The 18,021-nt window shown below is 46.3% G+C and carries 17 protein-coding genes; 5 read left to right on the top strand and 12 right to left on the bottom strand.

The window, feature by feature from the left end:
* Positions 1–57 precede the first annotated feature (57 nt).
* The 3 genes from KN811_RS14225 to KN811_RS14235 all read right to left on the bottom strand — a co-directional run bounded on the left by KN811_RS14225 (position 58) and on the right by KN811_RS14235 (position 2,826).
* Positions 58–669, bottom strand: a complete 612-nt coding sequence (locus KN811_RS14225) for a hypothetical protein (protein WP_187964701.1) — start codon at positions 667–669, stop codon at positions 58–60.
* A gap of 11 nt (positions 670–680) precedes the next feature.
* A complete protein-coding gene (locus KN811_RS14230; protein ID WP_187964702.1) occupies positions 681–1,175 on the bottom strand; it encodes a sigma-70 family RNA polymerase sigma factor in 495 nt (164 codons plus the stop codon).
* A 223-nt stretch (positions 1,176–1,398) separates the two neighbouring features.
* Complete coding sequence (locus tag KN811_RS14235; protein ID WP_187964703.1) at positions 1,399–2,826, bottom strand: amidohydrolase; 1,428 nt, start codon at positions 2,824–2,826, stop codon at positions 1,399–1,401.
* A gap of 175 nt (positions 2,827–3,001) precedes the next feature.
* Here KN811_RS14235 and KN811_RS14240 point away from each other — a divergent pair, with 175 nt between their 5' ends.
* Complete coding sequence (locus tag KN811_RS14240) at positions 3,002–4,291, top strand: NAD(P)/FAD-dependent oxidoreductase (protein ID WP_187964704.1); 1,290 nt, start codon at positions 3,002–3,004, stop codon at positions 4,289–4,291.
* Between the two features lie 103 nt (positions 4,292–4,394).
* Here KN811_RS14240 and xerD read toward each other — a convergent pair whose 3' ends face one another.
* Positions 4,395–5,321: a site-specific tyrosine recombinase XerD gene (xerD, locus tag KN811_RS14245; protein ID WP_187964705.1), complete on the bottom strand. Its 927-nt coding sequence runs from the start codon at positions 5,319–5,321 to the stop codon at positions 4,395–4,397.
* Positions 5,322–5,449: 128 nt separating this feature from the next.
* On the opposite strand from xerD, the gene KN811_RS14250 reads away from it, so the two are divergent.
* A complete protein-coding gene (locus KN811_RS14250; RefSeq protein ID WP_187964706.1) occupies positions 5,450–5,998 on the top strand; it encodes a 2'-5' RNA ligase family protein in 549 nt (182 codons plus the stop codon).
* Here KN811_RS14250 and porT read toward each other — a convergent pair.
* The 4 genes from porT to KN811_RS14270 form a co-directional block, all read right to left on the bottom strand.
* Positions 5,985–6,701 carry a type IX secretion/gliding motility protein PorT/SprT gene (gene porT / locus KN811_RS14255; protein ID WP_187964707.1) on the bottom strand — a complete coding sequence of 239 codons (717 nt, stop codon included), beginning with the start codon at positions 6,699–6,701 and terminating at the stop codon, positions 5,985–5,987. The genes KN811_RS14250 and porT overlap by 14 nt on opposite strands.
* A 145-nt stretch (positions 6,702–6,846) precedes the next feature.
* Positions 6,847–7,575: a bifunctional demethylmenaquinone methyltransferase/2-methoxy-6-polyprenyl-1,4-benzoquinol methylase UbiE gene (gene ubiE, locus KN811_RS14260; RefSeq protein ID WP_187964708.1), complete on the bottom strand. Its 729-nt coding sequence runs from the start codon at positions 7,573–7,575 to the stop codon at positions 6,847–6,849.
* Between the two features lie 184 nt (positions 7,576–7,759).
* Positions 7,760–8,947, bottom strand: coding sequence for a pyridoxal phosphate-dependent aminotransferase (locus KN811_RS14265; RefSeq protein WP_187964785.1), 1,188 nt, complete (start codon positions 8,945–8,947; stop codon positions 7,760–7,762).
* 30 nt (positions 8,948–8,977) lie between these two features.
* Entirely contained in the window at positions 8,978–10,081 is a 1,104-nt protein-coding gene (locus KN811_RS14270; protein ID WP_187964709.1) for a fatty acid desaturase family protein, read from the bottom strand.
* A gap of 207 nt (positions 10,082–10,288) precedes the next feature.
* Between KN811_RS14270 and rsmG the strand changes: the two genes are divergently transcribed.
* Entirely contained in the window at positions 10,289–10,912 is a 624-nt protein-coding gene (gene rsmG / locus KN811_RS14275) for a 16S rRNA (guanine(527)-N(7))-methyltransferase RsmG (RefSeq protein ID WP_187964710.1), read from the top strand.
* A gap of 158 nt (positions 10,913–11,070) precedes the next feature.
* Here the strand turns inward: rsmG and KN811_RS14280 are convergent, their stop codons facing one another.
* Positions 11,071–11,925, bottom strand: a complete 855-nt coding sequence (locus KN811_RS14280) for a glycosyltransferase (protein ID WP_187964711.1) — start codon at positions 11,923–11,925, stop codon at positions 11,071–11,073.
* Positions 11,926–12,084: 159 nt separating this feature from the next.
* Here KN811_RS14280 and KN811_RS14285 point away from each other — a divergent pair, with 159 nt between their 5' ends.
* Together KN811_RS14285 and KN811_RS14290 are read left to right on the top strand one after the other, a co-directional pair.
* Positions 12,085–12,591: a GNAT family N-acetyltransferase gene (locus tag KN811_RS14285; protein ID WP_216334863.1), complete on the top strand. Its 507-nt coding sequence runs from the start codon at positions 12,085–12,087 to the stop codon at positions 12,589–12,591.
* A gap of 41 nt (positions 12,592–12,632) precedes the next feature.
* Positions 12,633–13,346, top strand: a complete 714-nt coding sequence (locus tag KN811_RS14290; protein ID WP_187964712.1) for a class I SAM-dependent methyltransferase — start codon at positions 12,633–12,635, stop codon at positions 13,344–13,346.
* Positions 13,347–13,385: 39 nt separating this feature from the next.
* Here KN811_RS14290 and KN811_RS14295 read toward each other — a convergent pair whose 3' ends face one another.
* From KN811_RS14295 to gcvP, 3 genes are all read right to left on the bottom strand, one after another.
* The gene (locus KN811_RS14295; protein WP_187964713.1) at positions 13,386–13,910 is read right to left on the bottom strand and encodes a methyltransferase domain-containing protein; all 525 of its coding nucleotides are present in this window, start codon (positions 13,908–13,910) and stop codon (positions 13,386–13,388) included.
* Positions 13,911–13,912: 2 nt separating this feature from the next.
* A complete protein-coding gene (locus KN811_RS14300) occupies positions 13,913–14,971 on the bottom strand; it encodes a 3-oxoacyl-ACP synthase III family protein (protein WP_187964714.1) in 1,059 nt (352 codons plus the stop codon).
* 183 nt (positions 14,972–15,154) lie between these two features.
* Complete coding sequence (gcvP, locus tag KN811_RS14305; protein ID WP_187964715.1) at positions 15,155–18,007, bottom strand: aminomethyl-transferring glycine dehydrogenase; 2,853 nt, start codon at positions 18,005–18,007, stop codon at positions 15,155–15,157.
* Positions 18,008–18,021: the final 14 nt, after the last annotated feature.

An 18,021-nucleotide genomic window follows, 5' to 3' on the forward strand; every position in this document is an offset into this window, starting at 1 on the left:
AGTATAAAGGGGTTGTTTGATGATGATCGGGCAACCTCTTTTGTTTTGATGTATCGGCTAAACTTCCAGTTGCTTCAGTTCCTTGTAATTCCTGTTGAGGCGGCGCAGTAAAAATCCGTACAGCAACAGGTATACGCCCAGGCATATACCAAGGATAATAGCCGTTATGAGTATGGCAAAAGATACGAGAATGAGATGATCGCTGAGGTGAGAGGACTGGTTGTATGTTTCCCATCCCCCGGCTTTTTCTACATAGACCAGAAAAAAAGTAGTTATAGATGTTATGGCGATCACGATGAGGTTGAAGATAATATAGTGTTTTACGGTCCGCCTCGCCCTTATGATGGATCGCATAAGCTCCCTGACGGACGATGTGGTAGAAATTCTTTTGTAATTGTGATAGAACCGGTAGATAAAATATAGCAGAACGGGATAGGTGATGTAGAGGAAATAGTCCATTTCGGGGTATTCCATTTCTTCCATATACGAAGGACTGTAGAAAAAAAGTGCAATACCGAGCGTAAATTCAATAACACTTATTATAAATATCCATTTTACGTTAGAGGAAGATCTTTTCCAGATCATTTTATATATCTCTTCGTACGACAGCCTGGGGAGGGAGGCTTCCCTCTTCTTCCAGTCCTTTTTTAATAGCTCTAGCTCATCCATACCTTCCATATCTATGGTTTCAATATCGTTCGTAATTTCGACTTTATCCGGTTCATTTTCACCCTGGCATTGACTTCCGTAATTCCGAGGGTATCGGATATCTCTTTGTAGTTCTTGTCCTCCAGGTAAAGGAAGATCAAAGCTTTTTCTACGTCACTCAGTTGTTTTATGGCATCATACATCAGTTTTACTTGTTGTTCTTCTTCATCGTTATACTCCTTTGCCCTGAGGTTGTTCAGCACGTTCTCGTAGTTTTGGGTGGGGATGGAGTTTTTGGATTTGCGGTATAGCGTAATGGCAGTATTGAGGGCTACCCGGTACATCCAGGTGCTGAATTTCGCCTCTCCTCTGAACTTGGGGTAGGCCTTCCAGAGTTGTATGGCGATCTCCTGGAACAGGTCGTTGTGCTCGTCAGGGGTAGAGGTATACAATCTGCACACTTTGTGCACGATGTTTTGGTTTTTTTCCAGTTTTGTAACGAAACTATGTTCCAGTTCTTTGTCCACTAATTAAACGGTGTTTAGTGATTAGTAGTGTATGCCCGAAAATTGTTACAAAAATAAGGGAGATAAAATGATAAACTCTAAATTCTGGCCTGTCACGGGGTTGAGGAGTTTTGGAGTTGGTGAGTTTGGAAATAAAATTAAAACCCTCTTCGAATTCCAAAACCAAAAAACTGTAACCTGCAACCTTGAACTTTAAACCTTGAACCATGAAAAAACGACACTATCATTTCCTGTAATCCAACGCAGGAGCCCTGTCGCCCAGCATGGGGACATACTTGAAATCCGGACCTCTTTTTTCCAGGAATTCCGCTTTGGCCTTATCGAGGATGTCCGGGGCGGAGAACAGGCTTATAGCGGTTAGTGTCATAGTTTTGGCGGCGACCATCATCCCCTTTTTTCCGATGCTCATGCCGCCTGCAGCAACGGCCTGCCAGCTATGGGCGGGCGTTCCGGGCACCCAGGTTGCGGTGCCCAGGCCAACGGTGGGCACGGCAAAGCTCACGTCGCCTACATCGGTAGATCCCATCGGGCTGCCTTGTTCCTGGTAGGGCATAACATTTTTGGCTGTTTCGTAATTGACGTTCTCAACGCCCAGGGTCTTGCCTATTTTATCGGCAAAGGCTTTTTCTGTTTCCGTATAATCGATACCGCCGACAGTGACTAGGTTGTCATACATTATTTTCTGTAAGGTGAGATTGGGAAGCAGCTCATGGGTTCCCCCGATCATCTCGTAGTCCATGGTGGTCCCGGTACCCAGGGCGGCACCTTCGGCAGCTTTTACCATACGGTCAAAGATATCTGTGACCACTTCCCTTTTCATATGCCGGGCGTAGTAATACACTTCGGCAAGATCGGGAACCACATTGGGGGCTTTGCCTCCGTTGGTAATGACGTAATGTATCCTCGCATCCGAAGGGATGTGTTCGCGCATCATGTTCACCATATAGTTCATGGCTTCTACCGCATCGAGGGCAGACCTCCCTTTTTCCGGAGCGGCTGCGGCATGGGCGGAAACCCCGTGAAACCGGAATTTAGCCGATTTGTTGGCGAGTGCGGCACCGGCATTGGCCGCATTTGCGGAAGAGGGGTGCCAGTGGATCACGGCATCTACATCGTCAAATACACCTTCCCTTACCATATAGACTTTTCCCGAACCGCCTTCTTCTGCAGGGCATCCGTAAAAACGCACAGTGCCCCTGACCTTACTTTTCTTTAACCAGTTTTTGACGGCAATGGCCGTAGCCGCAGAAGCCGTACCGAAGAGGTGATGACCGCAAGCGTGCCCCGCAGCTTTCCCGGCCGGTTTCTTCTCCGGGACCGCCTGCTGCGAAAGCCCGGGAAGGGCATCGTATTCTCCCAGGATACCGATCACAGGCCCTCCGTTGTTGTACTCAGCGACAAACGCAGTGGGGATACCCGCTATTCCCGCTTTTATCGAGAAACCTTCATCCTTTAGTGTTTTTTGTAAAAGAGCGACGCTTTTTTCTTCCTGGTAGCCCATTTCGGCATACCCCCAGATGGTTTGGGCTATATTGCCGTAAAATTCACTTTTATTATCTAAGTCCGATAGTATTTGATCTGTTCTTTTTTGGGAAAAACACAGTATTGTACATAGTAAAAATGTTAAAGGAATAGTGTTTGATATTTTCATGAGGAGGTATTTTTGATATAAATTTAAAATAAAAAGTATAACTGCCGGGCCGGGAGCTGTATAATTATAAAAATATGTGAATTTCACCATTCAGGACCGAATAAATTAAACTGCTTCAATTATAAAGAGGCAGAGAAAACTTACCTTTGTAAGGTACAATCTATATCTTCTTTTTATGAATATTCCAAAGACCAGTTTTTCCAGAATAGTTATTATCGGGGGAGGTTTTGCGGGCCTTGAATTAGCAAAGCGATTAGGAAAGCAAGACGTGCAGGTAGTCATGCTCGACAGGCATAACTACCATACGTTCCAGCCGCTGCTGTATCAGGTGACCACCGGTGGGCTGGAACCCGATTCCATAGCATATCCTATCCGGAAGGTGTTGAAAAACTATCCGAATTCCTATTTTCGACTGGCCCATGTGGAGCATATAGAACCAGAAAGAAAGACCGTAAAGACCGATATAGGAGAGATTACCTATGATTACCTGGTGATAGCCACAGGGTCCAGGACCAATTATTTCGGTAACGAGAACGTGAAGCATAACGGAATGGCCATGAAAACCATCCCGCAATCTTTGAACCTCAGGAGCCTTATCCTGGAAAATTTTGAACAGGCCCTGCTTACCAATAACCTGGACAAACGCAATGCATTGATGAATTTTGTCATTGTGGGTGCGGGCCCTACGGGAGTGGAGCTGGCAGGAGCGTTGGCAGAGATAAAAAAAGGGATACTGCCCAAGGACTATCCGGACCTGGACATACGCCAGATGCAAATCAACCTAGTTCAGGGTACGGACAGGGTATTGGATGCCATGAGCCCGCAGGCTTCCAAAAAGGCAGAAGAGTTCCTGGAGAAGCTGGGGGTAAATGTGTGGAAAGAGATCTTTGTTACCAATTACGACGGTTATACAGTGACCACGAACAGGGATATTTCTTTTGAAACGGAAACATTGATATGGACTGCCGGAGTAGAAGGGGCTACCCTTAAAGGAGTGGACGGGAAAGATCTGATAGCCCGGGGAAACCGGGTAAAAGTCAACGAATTTAACCAGGTCGAAGGTTTCGACGATATTTTTGCCATCGGGGATGTGGCTTATATGCCAACCGAAAAATACCCGAACGGACACCCCATGATGGCACAGCCGGCCATACAACAGGGAAAACTTCTGGGAAACAATCTTATAAAATATCTACGCGGCAAACCCATGAAACCTTTCCGGTATTTTGACAAGGGATCCATGGCTACCGTAGGAAGGAACAAAGCTGTGGTAGACCTTCCGCGGTGGAAATTCCAGGGGGTCTTTGCCTGGTTTGTCTGGATCTTTGTCCATTTGTTTGCCCTGATCGGTTTTAAGAATAAGATGGTGGTCTTTGTAAACTGGCTGTACAATTATATCCGTTTCGACAGGGAAGCAAGGCTTATTATAAGGCCATATAAGAAGGAAAAAGAGTCGGTCAAATAGGTAATTCCGGGGACATCACTCTTTCGTATCCTGGTCCGGCTCAAACTGTTCTTCGTCGGAGTCGTGTGGTTCCCGGGCATTTCGGCTTTAGTTTATCCTGAGTTTAGTCGAAGGGTTCAGCACCAGCTTCGCCGAGGGACCGCGGATGGTATTTATGCACCACTTCTGCCAGTTGAGAGCGGTCTACATGCATATATACTTCGGTCGTGGTAATGCTTTCGTGTCCCAGCATCTGTTGTATGGCCCTCAGGTCTGCACCGTTTTGCAGCAGGTGAGTGGCGAAAGAATGCCGGAAAGTGTGCGGACTTATGTTTTTGTGCAACCCGGTCTTTTCTGCCAGCCGTTTGATGATGGTGAATATCATGGCGCGGGTGAGTTGTTTTCCCCTTCGGTTGAGAAATAAAATGTCTTCGTGTCCTTTCTGGGTGGTGATGTGTACCCGGACTTCATTTTTGTATATGTCAATCAGTTTTTGTGTGGCATTCGCGATCGGTACGAAGCGTTGTTTGTCACCTTTTCCGGTGACCTTGATAAAGCCTTCGTCAAAGAAGAGGTCCGATATTTTCAATGCGGTGAGTTCCGATACCCGAAGCCCGCAGCTATACAGTGTTTCCAGCATGGCCCGGTTGCGTTCGCCTTCCGGAGTGCTGAGGTCGATGGTGGCGATGAGCTTGTCGATGTCTTCCTGTGAAAGGGTGTCCGGGAGCTTCCTGCCGATCTTCGGCGATTCGATAAGCTCCATCGGATTGTCTTTGCGGTAATCCTCGAAGATGAGGTAGTTAAAAAAACTGCGCAGCCCCGAAAGTATCCTCGCCTGTGAACGGGCATTGACCTCTTTGGCTGTTTCGTAGATAAACTGCTGAACCACTTCGGCCGGGATAGTAGCGGGAGAAAAGGATATGGAGCGTTCCTTTAAAAAAAGCATGAGTTTCTTTACATCCAGGGAATAGTTTTCCAGGGAGTTGACGGCCAGCCCCCGTTCTATTCGTAGATAATGGCGATAGTCTTTTAGTGCTTGTTCCCAGTTCACCTGATTTGGATGATGTTCGGCATTATTTTTACACAAATTTATAAAAAGAAATACAAGCATGCCGTAGCCGGGTATTTCATTGCTCAGAATTTTTTACTTTCTTATTTTTAATACTTTGTACTCAGACCATGTATCAAAATCTCTACTTCATAGCTATCGTACCACCTGACGGCCTTAAGGAACGGGTAAAAAGCCTCAAGGAAGAGCTGAAAGACAAATATGGCGTAAAGCACGCTCTTAAATCCCCGGCTCATATCACCCTGCAAATGCCGTTTAAACGGGTTGCGGCATACGAATCGCGGATCGTAAACGCTCTGGAAGAGTTTGCCGGCCTGCAACGCCCTTTTCCCGTGATATTATCGGGATTTAACTGTTTTTCGCCCCGGGTGATATTCGTAAAAGTGGAAGATCACGCTCCGATCGTGGAGCTTCATGCCGGTTTACGGCATATATTGACCGGAAAACTGAACTTTACCGAAAAAGAGATCACCCATAGGTTCCATCCGCATATGACCATTGCCACACGCGACCTGACCGAAGCCCTGTTTCGCGAAGCATGGCCGGAATACGAAAAGCGGGAGCTCACCGCTTCTTTTACGGCCAGCAGCCTATGCCTGCTGAAACACAACGGCAAATGCTGGGAAGAGTACAGGGAGTTCGGCTTTATTCAAAAGTAAGGTTGATAAATATGGCCCGGCTGTACATGCCGTTGATGTTCCCGGTCCAGGGACTGTTGGGGTCATCGTCAGGTTTTAGTTCGTCGTTGAAGGCAAACACACCGCGTATGGACGGTGAGAATTTAAAGTAATAAAGGTAGAAATCGATACCGAAGCCCACTTCGTAGTAATAGGCCTGTTTTTCCATCCGGAATGTCCCTTGCCTGTTATCCTCCTTGCTGTTTTTATTACTTCCCAGGTTGATGGATGAGGACAACCCGCCTACAATATAGGGTTTGACATTTCCTATGCGTTTGGTACTGACTTTTAAGAGCAGGGGAACATGGATATAGGTGGATTTGACTTCCCGCAGGCGCTCATCTTCACCTGAGAGATCGCTATGCGGAAAATACAGATCGCGCTGAGTGTAGTAAAGCCCCGGTTCCAGGCGGAGGTTCATATATTCGTTGATGCGAAGGTCACCTATAAGGCCTACATTAAAGCCTATATTCTTGGCAACCTGAACATCACGAAGGCCTTCCCGGTTGTTATATCTATCGTAATCAAATTTAAAATCGTACTGGTTAATACCGAGAAAATACCCCCAGTGGAGCGGTTGCTTGTCAAAATTCTGAAGGTTCAGCAACGGATTTTCATTGAGCTGTGAAAAAGCACTATGGCTATACAGGGCCAGCACCAGGGCCCAAAGTAGTTTTTTGTTCATACGGTTAAAGTTTCCGGGTTGATACTGTATGGCATAGCATATTGTTTTAATTAGGCAATGCGCCAATTCGCTGATCTGATAATGAGTTCGTTATATCCTGTCTCCGGTTTATGGACTCATCGGCACATTGGGCAAATCGGCATATTTATTTTGAAGCTACATAAATGGTAGCCACACCAAGAGTTTGGGGATGGTGTTTTACATTTATAAACCCGATTTTCGTCAAAATATTGTTCAGTTTTTCTCCGTGAGGAAAAACAGAAGCGGATTCAGACAGGTATGTATAGGCCGAACGGTCTCTGGAAAAGAGTTTCCCGATAAGGGGAAGAATGTATTTTGTATACAGGTTATAGCCCTGTTTGTAGGGCGTCTTGGTGGGAACGGAAGTCTCCAGGATCACAAAACATCCCCCGGGCTTCAGGACCCTTAATATTTCGGCAAGGCCTTTTTCGAGATTTTCAAAGTTGCGTACCCCGAAAGCCACGGTAATGGCATCGAAAGTATTGTTGTCAAAGGGAAGGTTTTCACTGTCGCCCAATACCATTTCTATGGTGCCTTCCAGTTTTTTTTCGGCGACTTTTCTTTTGCCTACTTCGAGCATTCCGGGAGAAATGTCCAGGCCTGTGATCTTTTTTGCCCCGGTGCGGGTCAGGTTAATGGCCAGGTCTCCGGTCCCGGTGGCGATATCCAGTATGGTCTCCGGCTTGTTTTTCCCAACGATGTTTACCACCTTTTTGCGCCACTTTACATCAATTCCAAAAGAGATGACCCTGTTCAGTCCGTCGTATTTCCCGGAAATGGTATCGAACATTTTGGTGACCTGCTCCTTTTTCCCCAGATCGGAATCTTTATAAGGGGTAACATTTTCTGACATCAAAAATTTTTTGACAAAGATACGATACAAAGTTAGAAATACGAAGGGGCGCAATGCATTGCGCCCCCACATTATATTCTATCCCCACATACATTATGCCTTAAATCAGAAATGAAAAATAAAAAAGCCACGGATTAATCGATTAATCCGTGGCTGATTCTATATAAGATTTCAGGTCTTGGCCTTATGCCAGAGCCTCTTTGATTCTTCGCAGTGCTTCCCTGAGTTCTTCTTCTGAGGCAGCATAAGAAATACGGATACAGTTCGGGTTTCCGAAGGCTTCTCCGGTAACTGTGGCCACATTAGCCTCTTCCAGCAGATAGAGTGAGAAGTCTGAAGCGTTCTCTATCTTTTTGCCGCGTAATGTCTTCCCGAAGAAAGACGAGATGTTAGGGAATACATAAAAAGCACCTTCCGGTACATTCACCTGGAAACCGTCGATCTCACCGAGGAGTTTTAATACCAGGTCCCTTCTTTTGCGGAATTCGTCGATCATATATTGTATCTTGCTCACCGGAGCTTCGAGGGCGGTGATGGTGGCCCTTTGTGCGATACAGTTGGCGCCGCTGGTGATCTGTCCCTGCATTTTGTTGCAGGCACGGGCAATCCATGCAGGAGCGCCGATATAGCCTATACGCCATCCGGTCATGGCAAAGGCTTTGGATACGCCGTTTACGGTGATGGTCCTGTCATACATGCCGTCTATGCCTGCCATGCTTACATGGCCTCCGGAGAAATTGATGTGTTCGTATATTTCATCAGAGACCACATAGATCTGCGGGTGTTTTTTCAATACTTCGGCCAGGGCTTCGAGTTCTTCTTTGCTGTAAACGGAGCCGCTGGGGTTACAGGGAGAGCTGTACCAGATCATTTTGGTCCTGGGCGTAATGGCTGCTTCCAGTTGTTCCGGGGTCATTTTAAAGTCGTTCTCTATGGAAGTCGGTACTTCAACAGGGATCCCTTCTGCGATCTTAACAATGTCGGAGTAGCTCACCCAATACGGAGCGGGGAGTATTACTTCGTCTCCGGGATTGATTGTCACCAAAGCCACATTGGCCAGCGACTGTTTGGCTCCGGTAGATACCACGATCTGGTTGGGCGTGTAGGTAAGGTTGTTATCCCGTTTGAATTTGGTAATGATGGCATCCTTCAGATCGGCATAGCCATCTACGGGCGAATAGCTGTTATAGTTATCGTTAATGGCCTGTATGGCTGCTTCCTTTATAAAATCGGGAGTGTTGAAGTCGGGTTCTCCCAGGCTCAGTCCGATGATATCCTTTCCTTCTGCACGCAGTTCCCTGGCTTTGGCTGCCATGGCAAGTGTGGCGGAAGTTGACATGTTCAGGATCCTCTCTGATAGCTGTTGTTCCATAAGTTGTTGTTCCATCGGTTGTAATAGTTCTTAATTATAAATATATACGGGTTTTTTGCCCAGTGCTTTTAAATGTCTGAAATGCGAAATTATAGCTTTTCTGGTGGATTTATACTCATAATAAGGCAAATTAAACTCCCTGGCCGTCTGTTTAACAATTTTAGCAATATTTGTGTAATGTATATGACTGATATTGGGAAAAATATGATGTTCAACCTGGTGGTTCAATCCTCCTGTAAACCAATTGACAACCTTATTCCGGGTAGAGAAGTTGGCCGTGGTAAACAACTGGTGAATGGCCCAGGTGTTTTTCATGGTTCCTGTCTTGTCCGGCATCAGGGTCTCGGTATCTTCTACAATATGCGCCAACTGAAATACGATGCTCAGGATAAGCCCGGCAGTATAGTGCATGGTAAAAAAGCCGATGAGTATTTTCCACCAGGCAATATCGAGGACTAACATGGGAAGTACGATCCAGAGGGAGACGTAGATGAGTTTGGTGATAATAAGTACACTCCACTGCTTTACCGGGCTGGGGAATTTTCCGTACGACAGTTTTCTTTTCATATAGCGCCGCATCTGCCGGAAGTCTGTGGTGATGGCCCAGTTGATGGTGAGCAGGCCGTACAGCAATATGGAATAATAATGCTGAAACTTGTGGAACCGCCGCCATTTGGCATGTTCGGAAAAACGGATGATCCTCCCGGCGTCCAGGTCCTCGTCATGTCCGTGAATATTGGTATAGGTATGGTGCAGTACGTTGTGCTGTACCTTCCAGTTGTACACATTGCCCGCCAGGATGTATATACTGGCTCCCGTGAGGTTGTTTATCCAGGGTTTGGTAGAATAGGAACCGTGATTGCCGTCGTGCATCACGTTCATGCCTACACCCGCCATGCCAATGCCTATTACAACGGTGAGCAATAATTGCAGCCATTGGTTGATGTCAAGGGTGAGAATAAGGAAATAAGGGGTGAGAAAGATGGAAAACATGATCGCTGTTTTTAAGTAAAGTTTCCAGTTCCCGGTTCTTTTGATATTATTTTCCTTGAAATAGGCATTAACGCGTTTATTCAGCGTTTTGAAAAAGTTTTGGGTGTCCTTTCTCGAAAATCTCAGTGTTTTGTTTTCCATTCAAATAATATGTGCTAAATAATAAATACTTACATCCCCGGCTTTCGGGGGGCGACAGAACCTGACAGGAGTTGTGGCTAAATTTCGGTTTGGCCGGTTAAAGAACAACCTGTTACGGATTTTCAAAATTAACTAATTCATAACAGACAGGATGTATGGAGAGCGAACAAATTTTTGTTTTGCTTACTTTTGCCCAAAACATCGCCCATGTCTATTGATATTATCCTGAAATATTTTCCCGGGCTTCCGGAAGAACAGGTCGAAAGGTTTAAGCAGTTAGGGACATTATATACCGAATGGAATGCCAGGATAAATGTGATCTCCAGAAAAGATATCGGGGAGTTGTATATACGTCATGTATTGCATTCGCTCGGGATCGCAAAGGTACAGCCCTTTAATCCCGGCAGCAGCATACTTGATGTGGGGACGGGAGGTGGTTTTCCGGGTATACCCCTTGCCATTCTGTTTCCCGAAACCGAATTTTATCTGGTGGATGCTATCGGAAAAAAGATCAAAGTGGTGCAGGCAGTGGCCGAAGCCCTGGAGCTTAAAAATGTAAGGGCTGAACACATCCGTGCAGAGAAAATAAAAGATCAGTTTGACTTTATCGTAAGCCGGGCCGTGACCAACATGCCCGATTTTGTAAAATGGGTGCGCCACAAAACTTCAAGGAAGCAAAAACACAGTCTTGAAAATGGTATTTTATACCTGAAAGGAGGGGATCTTGCCGAAGAATTACGCCTTTTCCCTAAAGCTGAAGAGTTTTTACTTTCCGATTATTTTGAGGAAGACTTTTTTGAGACCAAGAAAATAGTGCACCTGCCGTTATAAGTAACGTGAATAATGGACAAGAAAAAGGATTTCAAATAAAGGTTGTATTTGAAATCCTTTTTTAAAGATTATTCACGTTAAGTAACAAAACAAAAAGGAGTTTTTTTTAATTCATCATCCCATGTTTCCCTGGCATTTTCCGTTTTTTCATAAAGTGATCAAACCCCGATTTTTTTGAGAATACCCCGCCACCTGTATTTACGGATAAAGTTGCCTTCTTCTTCAGTGGTCAGGAAAGGAATGCGGCGTTTCCGGGCACTGAAATATCCCCGGAGGTTGTCTTTCAGGACACTCCATTTCTTCTGCCGCCACGCGGTCTTGGCCGATGCAATGAAAGTGATGAGAAAACCATAGCGCATGGTATACATGGCCTGCCCCTGCAGGAGCCGGGCTTTTTTGGTATAAGAGCCCCCGGTAGGGCGGAGGTGCTTTATCTTCAGGTTGTGGTCCGTGTGTACCTTAAAGCCGTGATATTTTGCCAGTAAGGTGTCTACGGTGTCCCAGCCTATGGCGGGCTTCAGCCCTCCGATTTTTTCGAAACAGTTTTTGGAATAGGCCTTTACCGGGCCGCGGACATGGGTCTTGTCTGCAATGGCTTCGTAGGCCCAGTGATCTCCCTGTTGTATATGGACCAATCCGCCGGCTATACCTGTGGAATTGTCCTGATGGAAGATGGCTGCAAGGGTCTCGAAATAATTTCGGGGCAGAATGATGTCGGCATCCATCTTTACGATAAAGTCATAATCCTTGTCCACAATTTCCAGCCCCTTGTAAAAAGCACGGACCACTTTGCCACCCGGAAGGTGTTCGGCCGGAGTATCGGTATTGGTGATCATTTCGGCCCAGGAATGTTTTGCGATAAATTCAGCGGCTATCTGTGAAGTATTGTCTGTGGAATTATCATTGACCACCACCAGTTTTCTGGGCAAAAGCGTCTGTTCCGCTACCGAATTCAGAGTACGGCCAATAAATTGAGCTTCATTGTGGGCGGGTATGATGATGTAGTAATTCACGCTTTGGTTATGCCAATACTTATTAGAAAACGGAAAGATACAAAAGTAAGGATAGTATGGGTTTGAAAACACGGGAAATGGTGGTAAATTGTTCACGCCTTTTCCGGGTGCACCGGATCAGGTGAAAATGAAAATTTAGTTTAATGACATATCAGAACCGTGAAATATATTATTGAAACCGACAGGTTAAGGCTGAGAGAGCTATCCCTGGACGATACGGAATTTGTTCTAGAACTCCTCAATACTCCCGGATGGATACGGTATATCGGGGATAAAAATGTAAGAACGGAGGAACAGGCTAGAGACTATCTGGAAAACGGACCGATAAAAAGTTACCGGGAAAACGGTTATGGCCTTTCGCTGGTGGAGGAAAAGGACGGGAAAAGAGCCATAGGTATGTGCGGTATACTAAAAAGGGACAGTTTGGAAAACCCTGATATTGGCTACGCTTTTCTGCCAGAATTTAATGGCCGTGGCTACGCTTATGAGATAGCGAGCGCTACCCTGGCTTATGCCAGAGATCAATTGCATATACCGACAATTTGTGCCATAACTTTAACCGATAATAAAAGGTCCATTGCCCTGATGGAGAAAATCGGGTTAAAATTCAGGCAAAAGATCTACCGGAAGGAAGATGAAGAAGAATTGTTGTTGTACAGCACTTAAAAATGGAAAACACGAATAGTAACAAGTGTTAATTATGTTGTATGAAAAACATTTACGATCCGAAATTTGTTGAGGGGTTATTTGATAATATGAGTAGTTCATATTCCAGAATGAATTATATAACCTCATTTGGGTTCAGTGAAAGATGGAGGAGACAGTGTGTGGCAGAGATAAGTATTCAGAAAGGAAAGACCGTGGTTGATTTAATGTGCGGAATGGGAGAGTGCTGGAAACATATCCTGAAAAGCAGTGATGAAGGCTCAAAGTTGATCGGGGTGGACTTCTCAACGGAAATGGTTAGAAGGGCGGAACAGAATAAAACCAAATTCAATAACTCTGCTATTACTATCTTTAAGGAGAACGTGTTTGGAAATTCAATAGAAGATCAGGTTGCTGATTTTGTAATCTCGGGTTTCGGATTGAAAACATTTGATAATAAACAACTGAAAAACCTGGCCGGTGAAATTGATCGGATACTTAAACCCGATGGCAGATTTTCACTTATAGATGTTTCGGTTCCGAAGAACAGACTGCTGCAATGGTTTTATATGTTCTACCTGAAAAATATAATACCGGTTCTGGGTAAACTTTTTCTGGGTAATCCCGAAACCTACAAAATGCTGGGTATTTATACCCAGGAGTTTGGTAATTCGGAAAATGTATATCGGATTTTTGCACAATCTGGTTTTGAAGTAGAATATGTGGAATATTTTTATGGATGTGCCAGTGGAATCAAGGGGCGAAAAATAAGGTAATGACCGGTTTAGTTCGGGGGACTTTATTTATTACCTCTATTATTTTTTCCGTTCCGCATAAACGGCATAATACCGGGGGGTGAAGTAACGCAATAGCGGTCTTATACCTACTTTTTTCACCGGGTTGGTCCATTTTTTCCGGGCCTTGATCTCCCAGCCGGCTTTTTCGAGGAGCCAGTCGAACTGCCAGTCTTCGAATTCGTGATAGTGCCGGTCCCACATATCGGTCTTGCTGCGGTAGGCAGGTGCAAACCACAACCGGAGGGGGATGGAAGCCACAAGTTTATCGGCTTTTATGGCTTTGATCGCATTAAAAGGGGCTACGAGGTGCTCGAATATCTCGAAGGCGGTGACTACATCATATCCTTCGGCGGTCACGGTGCTGACGTCGGTGTCCAGGTCTTCTCCTTTGGTATTGGTGACCTTAAAGCCTTCCTTTTTCATAATGTCCGAAAAAGGGTTGGGTGTACCCAGATCCAATATATTGGCGTTGGCGGGAATATGTTCTTTAAGAAAATCGAGTGTTATTTTATACCTTTTCTTTGGAAAGTTGTTTTCGTACATAGTTAGCATTTATAGACCACGGCGTTGATATTCATCCCGGCGCCGACGCTTGCAAAGATAACAACATCTCCTTTATTTACAGACTGGCTTTCGATCTCTCCCTTTTTGACCATATCGAGCAGGGTAGGGATGGTGGCCACAGAACTGTTGCCCATCTTCTGGATGTTCATGGGCATGATACCCTGAGGTACGTCCTTTTTGTAGAGTCGGAAAAAGCGTTTTAGAATGGCTTCGTCCATTTTTTCATTGGCCTGGTGGATAAATATTTTCTTTACGTTGTCTATGGACACACCGCTTTTATCCAGGCATTCTTTCATGGCCTGGGGAACATGGGTACAGGCGAACTCATATATTTTTCTCCCGTACATTTTAATATAGCGGGTGTTGGGACAAAGGCTTTTGTTAAAGGAAGTGCCATAGTAGAGAAAATAAGCCTCGTCCCTGGTGTAGCTCGCAGATTCGCAGGCCAGGATACCTTCGTCGCCTTCAGAGGTTTCTACCACGGTAGCTCCTGCGCCATCAGAGAATATCATGGCATCCCGGTCGTGCTTATCGATAACCCTGGAGAGGGTTTCGGCACCGATCACCAGGCACTTTTTGGCCATGCCGGCACGTATAAAGGCCTGGGCCTGGATAAGCCCTTCTACCCAGCCGGGGCAACCGAAAAGGAGGTCGTACGCCACACATTTCGGGTTCTTGATCTGCAGGGAATGCTTTACTCTTGCAGCGAGACAGGGAATAGTATCACCCTGTATGGAACCCTGTCTTACATCGCCAAAGTTGTGAGCTACAATGATATAATCGAGCGTTTCCGGGTCTACATTTGCGTCTTCAATGGCTTTTTCCGCGGCAAAAAAGGCGAGGTCTGAAGTGTTGAGGTGATCTTTGGCATACCGCCTTTCCGTAATACCGGTTATGGCTTTGAACTTGTCTATGATAACCTGGTTGGGAGGGTCGAGTTTTACTCCGTTGGCATCCAGGAATTCATGCTGATAAAAACTGGAATTCAATGCGGTTTCGGAGGGAATATAACATCCCGTTCCCGTGATCTTGATATTCATCGGATTGACTGATTTGGGCTAAAGATATGGAAATGTTTTTTCTTTTGTTATGCGCGCATAACAAAAATACGATGCCCAATTGCAGTTTTTATTCAGTAAAAACCGACAAAACAGGAAGAAAAATAAAAAAGGGCTTTTCGACACTACATCGAAAAGCCCTGTGAATATTGGATTTTGAAAATATTATTCGGCTTCAGCGTATATTTCTATAGGTGCACAGGTACACATCAGATTACGATCGCCATAGGCATCGTCTACCCGTCTTACGGAAGGCCAGAATTTATTTTCCGCGATATAGTCCAGTGGGTAAGCGGCTTCCTTCCTGGTATACGGCAGGTTCCATTCGTCGGCCGTAACCATTTCGAGCGTGTGCGGTGCGTTTTTCAGCACATTGTTCGTGTCGTCCGCACTAACCTTGTCTATTTCCTCCCGGATGGATATCATGGCGTTGCAAAAACGGTCGAGCTCTTCTTTATTCTCGCTTTCCGTAGGTTCGATCATCAGGGTCCCTGCTACGGGGAACGATACGGTGGGGGAGTGGAAGCCGTAATCCATCAGCCGTTTGGCGATGTCGGTCACTTCAATACCGTTTTTCTTAAAAGGCCTGCAATCGACGATCATCTCATGGGCAGCCCTTCCTCTTTCACCTGTATAGAGCACGTCGAAATGCCCGCTTAGCCTGTTCTTGATGTAATTGGCATTGAGGATGGCGTGTTTGGTGGCATTGGTAAGGCCGTTAACCCCCAGCATTTTTACATAGGCATAGGAGATGAGGCATACCAGGGCACTTCCCCAGGGGGCTGCGGAAATAGCTGTAATGGCATTTTCCCCGCCGGTTTTTATCACAGGGTTAGAGGGCAGGAATTTTACCAGGTGTTCAGCTACACAGATAGGGCCTACTCCGGGCCCGCCACCGCCGTGGGGAATGGAGAAGGTCTTGTGCAGGTTCAGGTGGCATACGTCGGCCCCGATGGTTGCAGGGTTGGTAAGGCCTACCTGGGCGTTCATGTTAGCGCCGTCCATATACACCTGTCCGCCATTGTCGTGTATAATCCTGGTGATCTCCCTGATGGAGGATTCGAATACCCCGTGTGTAGAGGGATAAGTGACCATAAGGGCGGCGAGCTTGTCTTTGTGTTTTTCGGCCTTTTCGCGAAGGTCGTTGACATCTATATTTCCTTTTTCATCGGTTTTGGTCACCACTACTTTCATTCCGGCCATTACTGCAGAGGCGGGGTTGGTGCCGTGTGCCGACGCAGGGATAAGACAGATGTTCCTGTCGGTGTCTCCGTTGGCTTTGTGATAGGCCTGGATAACCATAAGCCCGGCAAATTCTCCCTGGGCGCCCGAGTTGGGTTGCAGCGAGGTTCCGGCAAACCCGGTAATGACATTGAGCTGTTGCTCGAGTTCCTGAAGTACTTCCCGGTAACCTCCTACCTGTTCTACGGGAACAAAGGGATGGATATTGGCCCATTGAGCCATACTTATGGGGAGCATTTCGGATGCTGCATTCAGCTTCATGGTACAGGATCCGAGGGATATCATGGAATGATTGAGCGAAAGGTCCTTGCGTTCCAGTTTTCTGAGGTAGCGCATCAATGCGGTCTCGGAGTGATAGGCATTGAACACCTCGTTCTCGAGGAAGGAGGATGTTCTTTGCAGGGCCTCCGGGATCACGGTCGTTTCTTCCAGGGCCTCCAGTGTAATGGTTTCCTTTCCGGCCGCTTCGGCGAAAATGGCGATGATATCGTTGAGATCGTCTGTAGAAGTGGCTTCGTTCACCGCTACGGAGATCGTATTGTTATCTAAGTATAAAAAGTTGATCTCGTTGTTCTCGGCGACTTCGCGTACCCTGGCGGCATCACCTTTAAAAATGAGGGTGTCGAAGTAAGATGTGTTGGTCTGTTCGTAGCCGAGTTGTTCCAGGGCTCCGGAGAGCGTCACGGCAGAACGGTGTACCTTGTTTGCAATATACCGGAGGCCTTCCGGGCCGTGATATACGGCATACATCCCGGCCATTACGGCCAGTAGTACCTGAGCAGTACAGATGTTGGAAGTGGCCCTGTCTCTTTTGATGTGTTGTTCACGGGTCTGCAATGCCATTCGGAGGGCACGGTTGCCGTTGGTATCCTTGGTCACCCCGATGATCCTTCCGGGAATATTTCTTTTGTATTCTTCTTTGGTTGCAAAATATGCGGCGTGTGGCCCGCCATAACCCATAGGGATGCCAAAACGCTGTGTAGTGCCCACGACCACATCAACCCCTAATTCACCGGGTGGGGTGAGTTTTACCAGGCTGAGAATATCTGCTGCCACAGCTACTCTGATGTTGTTTTCCGTGGCTTTGGAAACAAATTCCCCGTAATCGTAAACCTGTCCGTATTTTCCGGGATATTGTAAAATAGCCCCGAAGAAACCGGAAGAGAAATCGAAGGTGCTGTGATCACCGGTAACGAGTTCCACACCGAGAGGGATAGCCCTGGTCTGTAAGATAGACAGGGTTTGCGGGAGGATCTCGTCAGACACGAAAAACTTAACAACTCCCGATTTTTTCTGGTCCCTTGACCTCAGTTCAAAGAGCATGGCCATGGCTTCGGCCGCAGCGGTACCTTCGTCGAGCAGTGAAGCGTTGGCCAGTGACATGCCCGTCAGATCGCAGACCATGGTCTGGAAATTGAGCAGTGCTTCCAGCCTTCCTTGTGAGATCTCTGCCTGGTAAGGGGTATATGCGGTATACCAGCCCGGGCTTTCCAGTACATTTCTCTTTATTACAGAAGGTGTAAAGGTCTCGTGATATCCCAGTCCGATATAAGATTTGAACATTTTGTTCTTGGCAGCGAGTTTCTGGATATGGTACAGGAACTCGTTTTCACTGAGGGCCCTGGGAAGATCCAGGTCTTTTTTTAAACGAATGTCGTCCGGGATGGTTTCGTAGATCAGTTGATCCAGACTTTCCGCTCCGATAACGTTCAACATGCTATCGAGGTCTCCCTCTCTCGGGCCTATATGGCGTACTGCAAAGGAATCTGTTCTCATGCTCTGTAATTAGT

It is taken from the genome of Sinomicrobium weinanense (assembly GCF_018863395.1).
Lineage (GTDB): Bacteria > Bacteroidota > Bacteroidia > Flavobacteriales > Flavobacteriaceae > Sinomicrobium > Sinomicrobium weinanense.

Excerpts from the sequence above, each read along its gene's own strand:
- KN811_RS14235 (WP_187964703.1), bottom strand. The coding sequence starts at position 2,826 with ATGAAAATATCAAACACTATTCCTTTAACATTTTTACTATGTACAATA.
- porT (WP_187964707.1), bottom strand. The coding sequence starts at position 6,701 with ATGAACAAAAAACTACTTTGGGCCCTGGTGCTGGCCCTGTATAGCCAT.
- KN811_RS14290 (WP_187964712.1), top strand. The coding sequence starts at position 12,633 with ATGAAAAACATTTACGATCCGAAATTTGTTGAGGGGTTATTTGATAAT.
- gcvP (WP_187964715.1), bottom strand. The coding sequence starts at position 18,007 with ATGAGAACAGATTCCTTTGCAGTACGCCATATAGGCCCGAGAGAGGGA.
- KN811_RS14300 (WP_187964714.1), bottom strand. The coding sequence starts at position 14,971 with ATGAATATCAAGATCACGGGAACGGGATGTTATATTCCCTCCGAAACC.
- KN811_RS14225 (WP_187964701.1), bottom strand. The coding sequence starts at position 669 with ATGGATGAGCTAGAGCTATTAAAAAAGGACTGGAAGAAGAGGGAAGCC.
- KN811_RS14240 (WP_187964704.1), top strand. The coding sequence starts at position 3,002 with ATGAATATTCCAAAGACCAGTTTTTCCAGAATAGTTATTATCGGGGGA.
- rsmG (WP_187964710.1), top strand. The coding sequence starts at position 10,289 with ATGTCTATTGATATTATCCTGAAATATTTTCCCGGGCTTCCGGAAGAA.
- KN811_RS14265 (WP_187964785.1), bottom strand. The coding sequence starts at position 8,947 with ATGGAACAACAGCTATCAGAGAGGATCCTGAACATGTCAACTTCCGCC.
- ubiE (WP_187964708.1), bottom strand. The coding sequence starts at position 7,575 with ATGTCAGAAAATGTTACCCCTTATAAAGATTCCGATCTGGGGAAAAAG.
- KN811_RS14270 (WP_187964709.1), bottom strand. The coding sequence starts at position 10,081 with ATGGAAAACAAAACACTGAGATTTTCGAGAAAGGACACCCAAAACTTT.
- KN811_RS14295 (WP_187964713.1), bottom strand. The coding sequence starts at position 13,910 with ATGTACGAAAACAACTTTCCAAAGAAAAGGTATAAAATAACACTCGAT.
- KN811_RS14250 (WP_187964706.1), top strand. The coding sequence starts at position 5,450 with ATGTATCAAAATCTCTACTTCATAGCTATCGTACCACCTGACGGCCTT.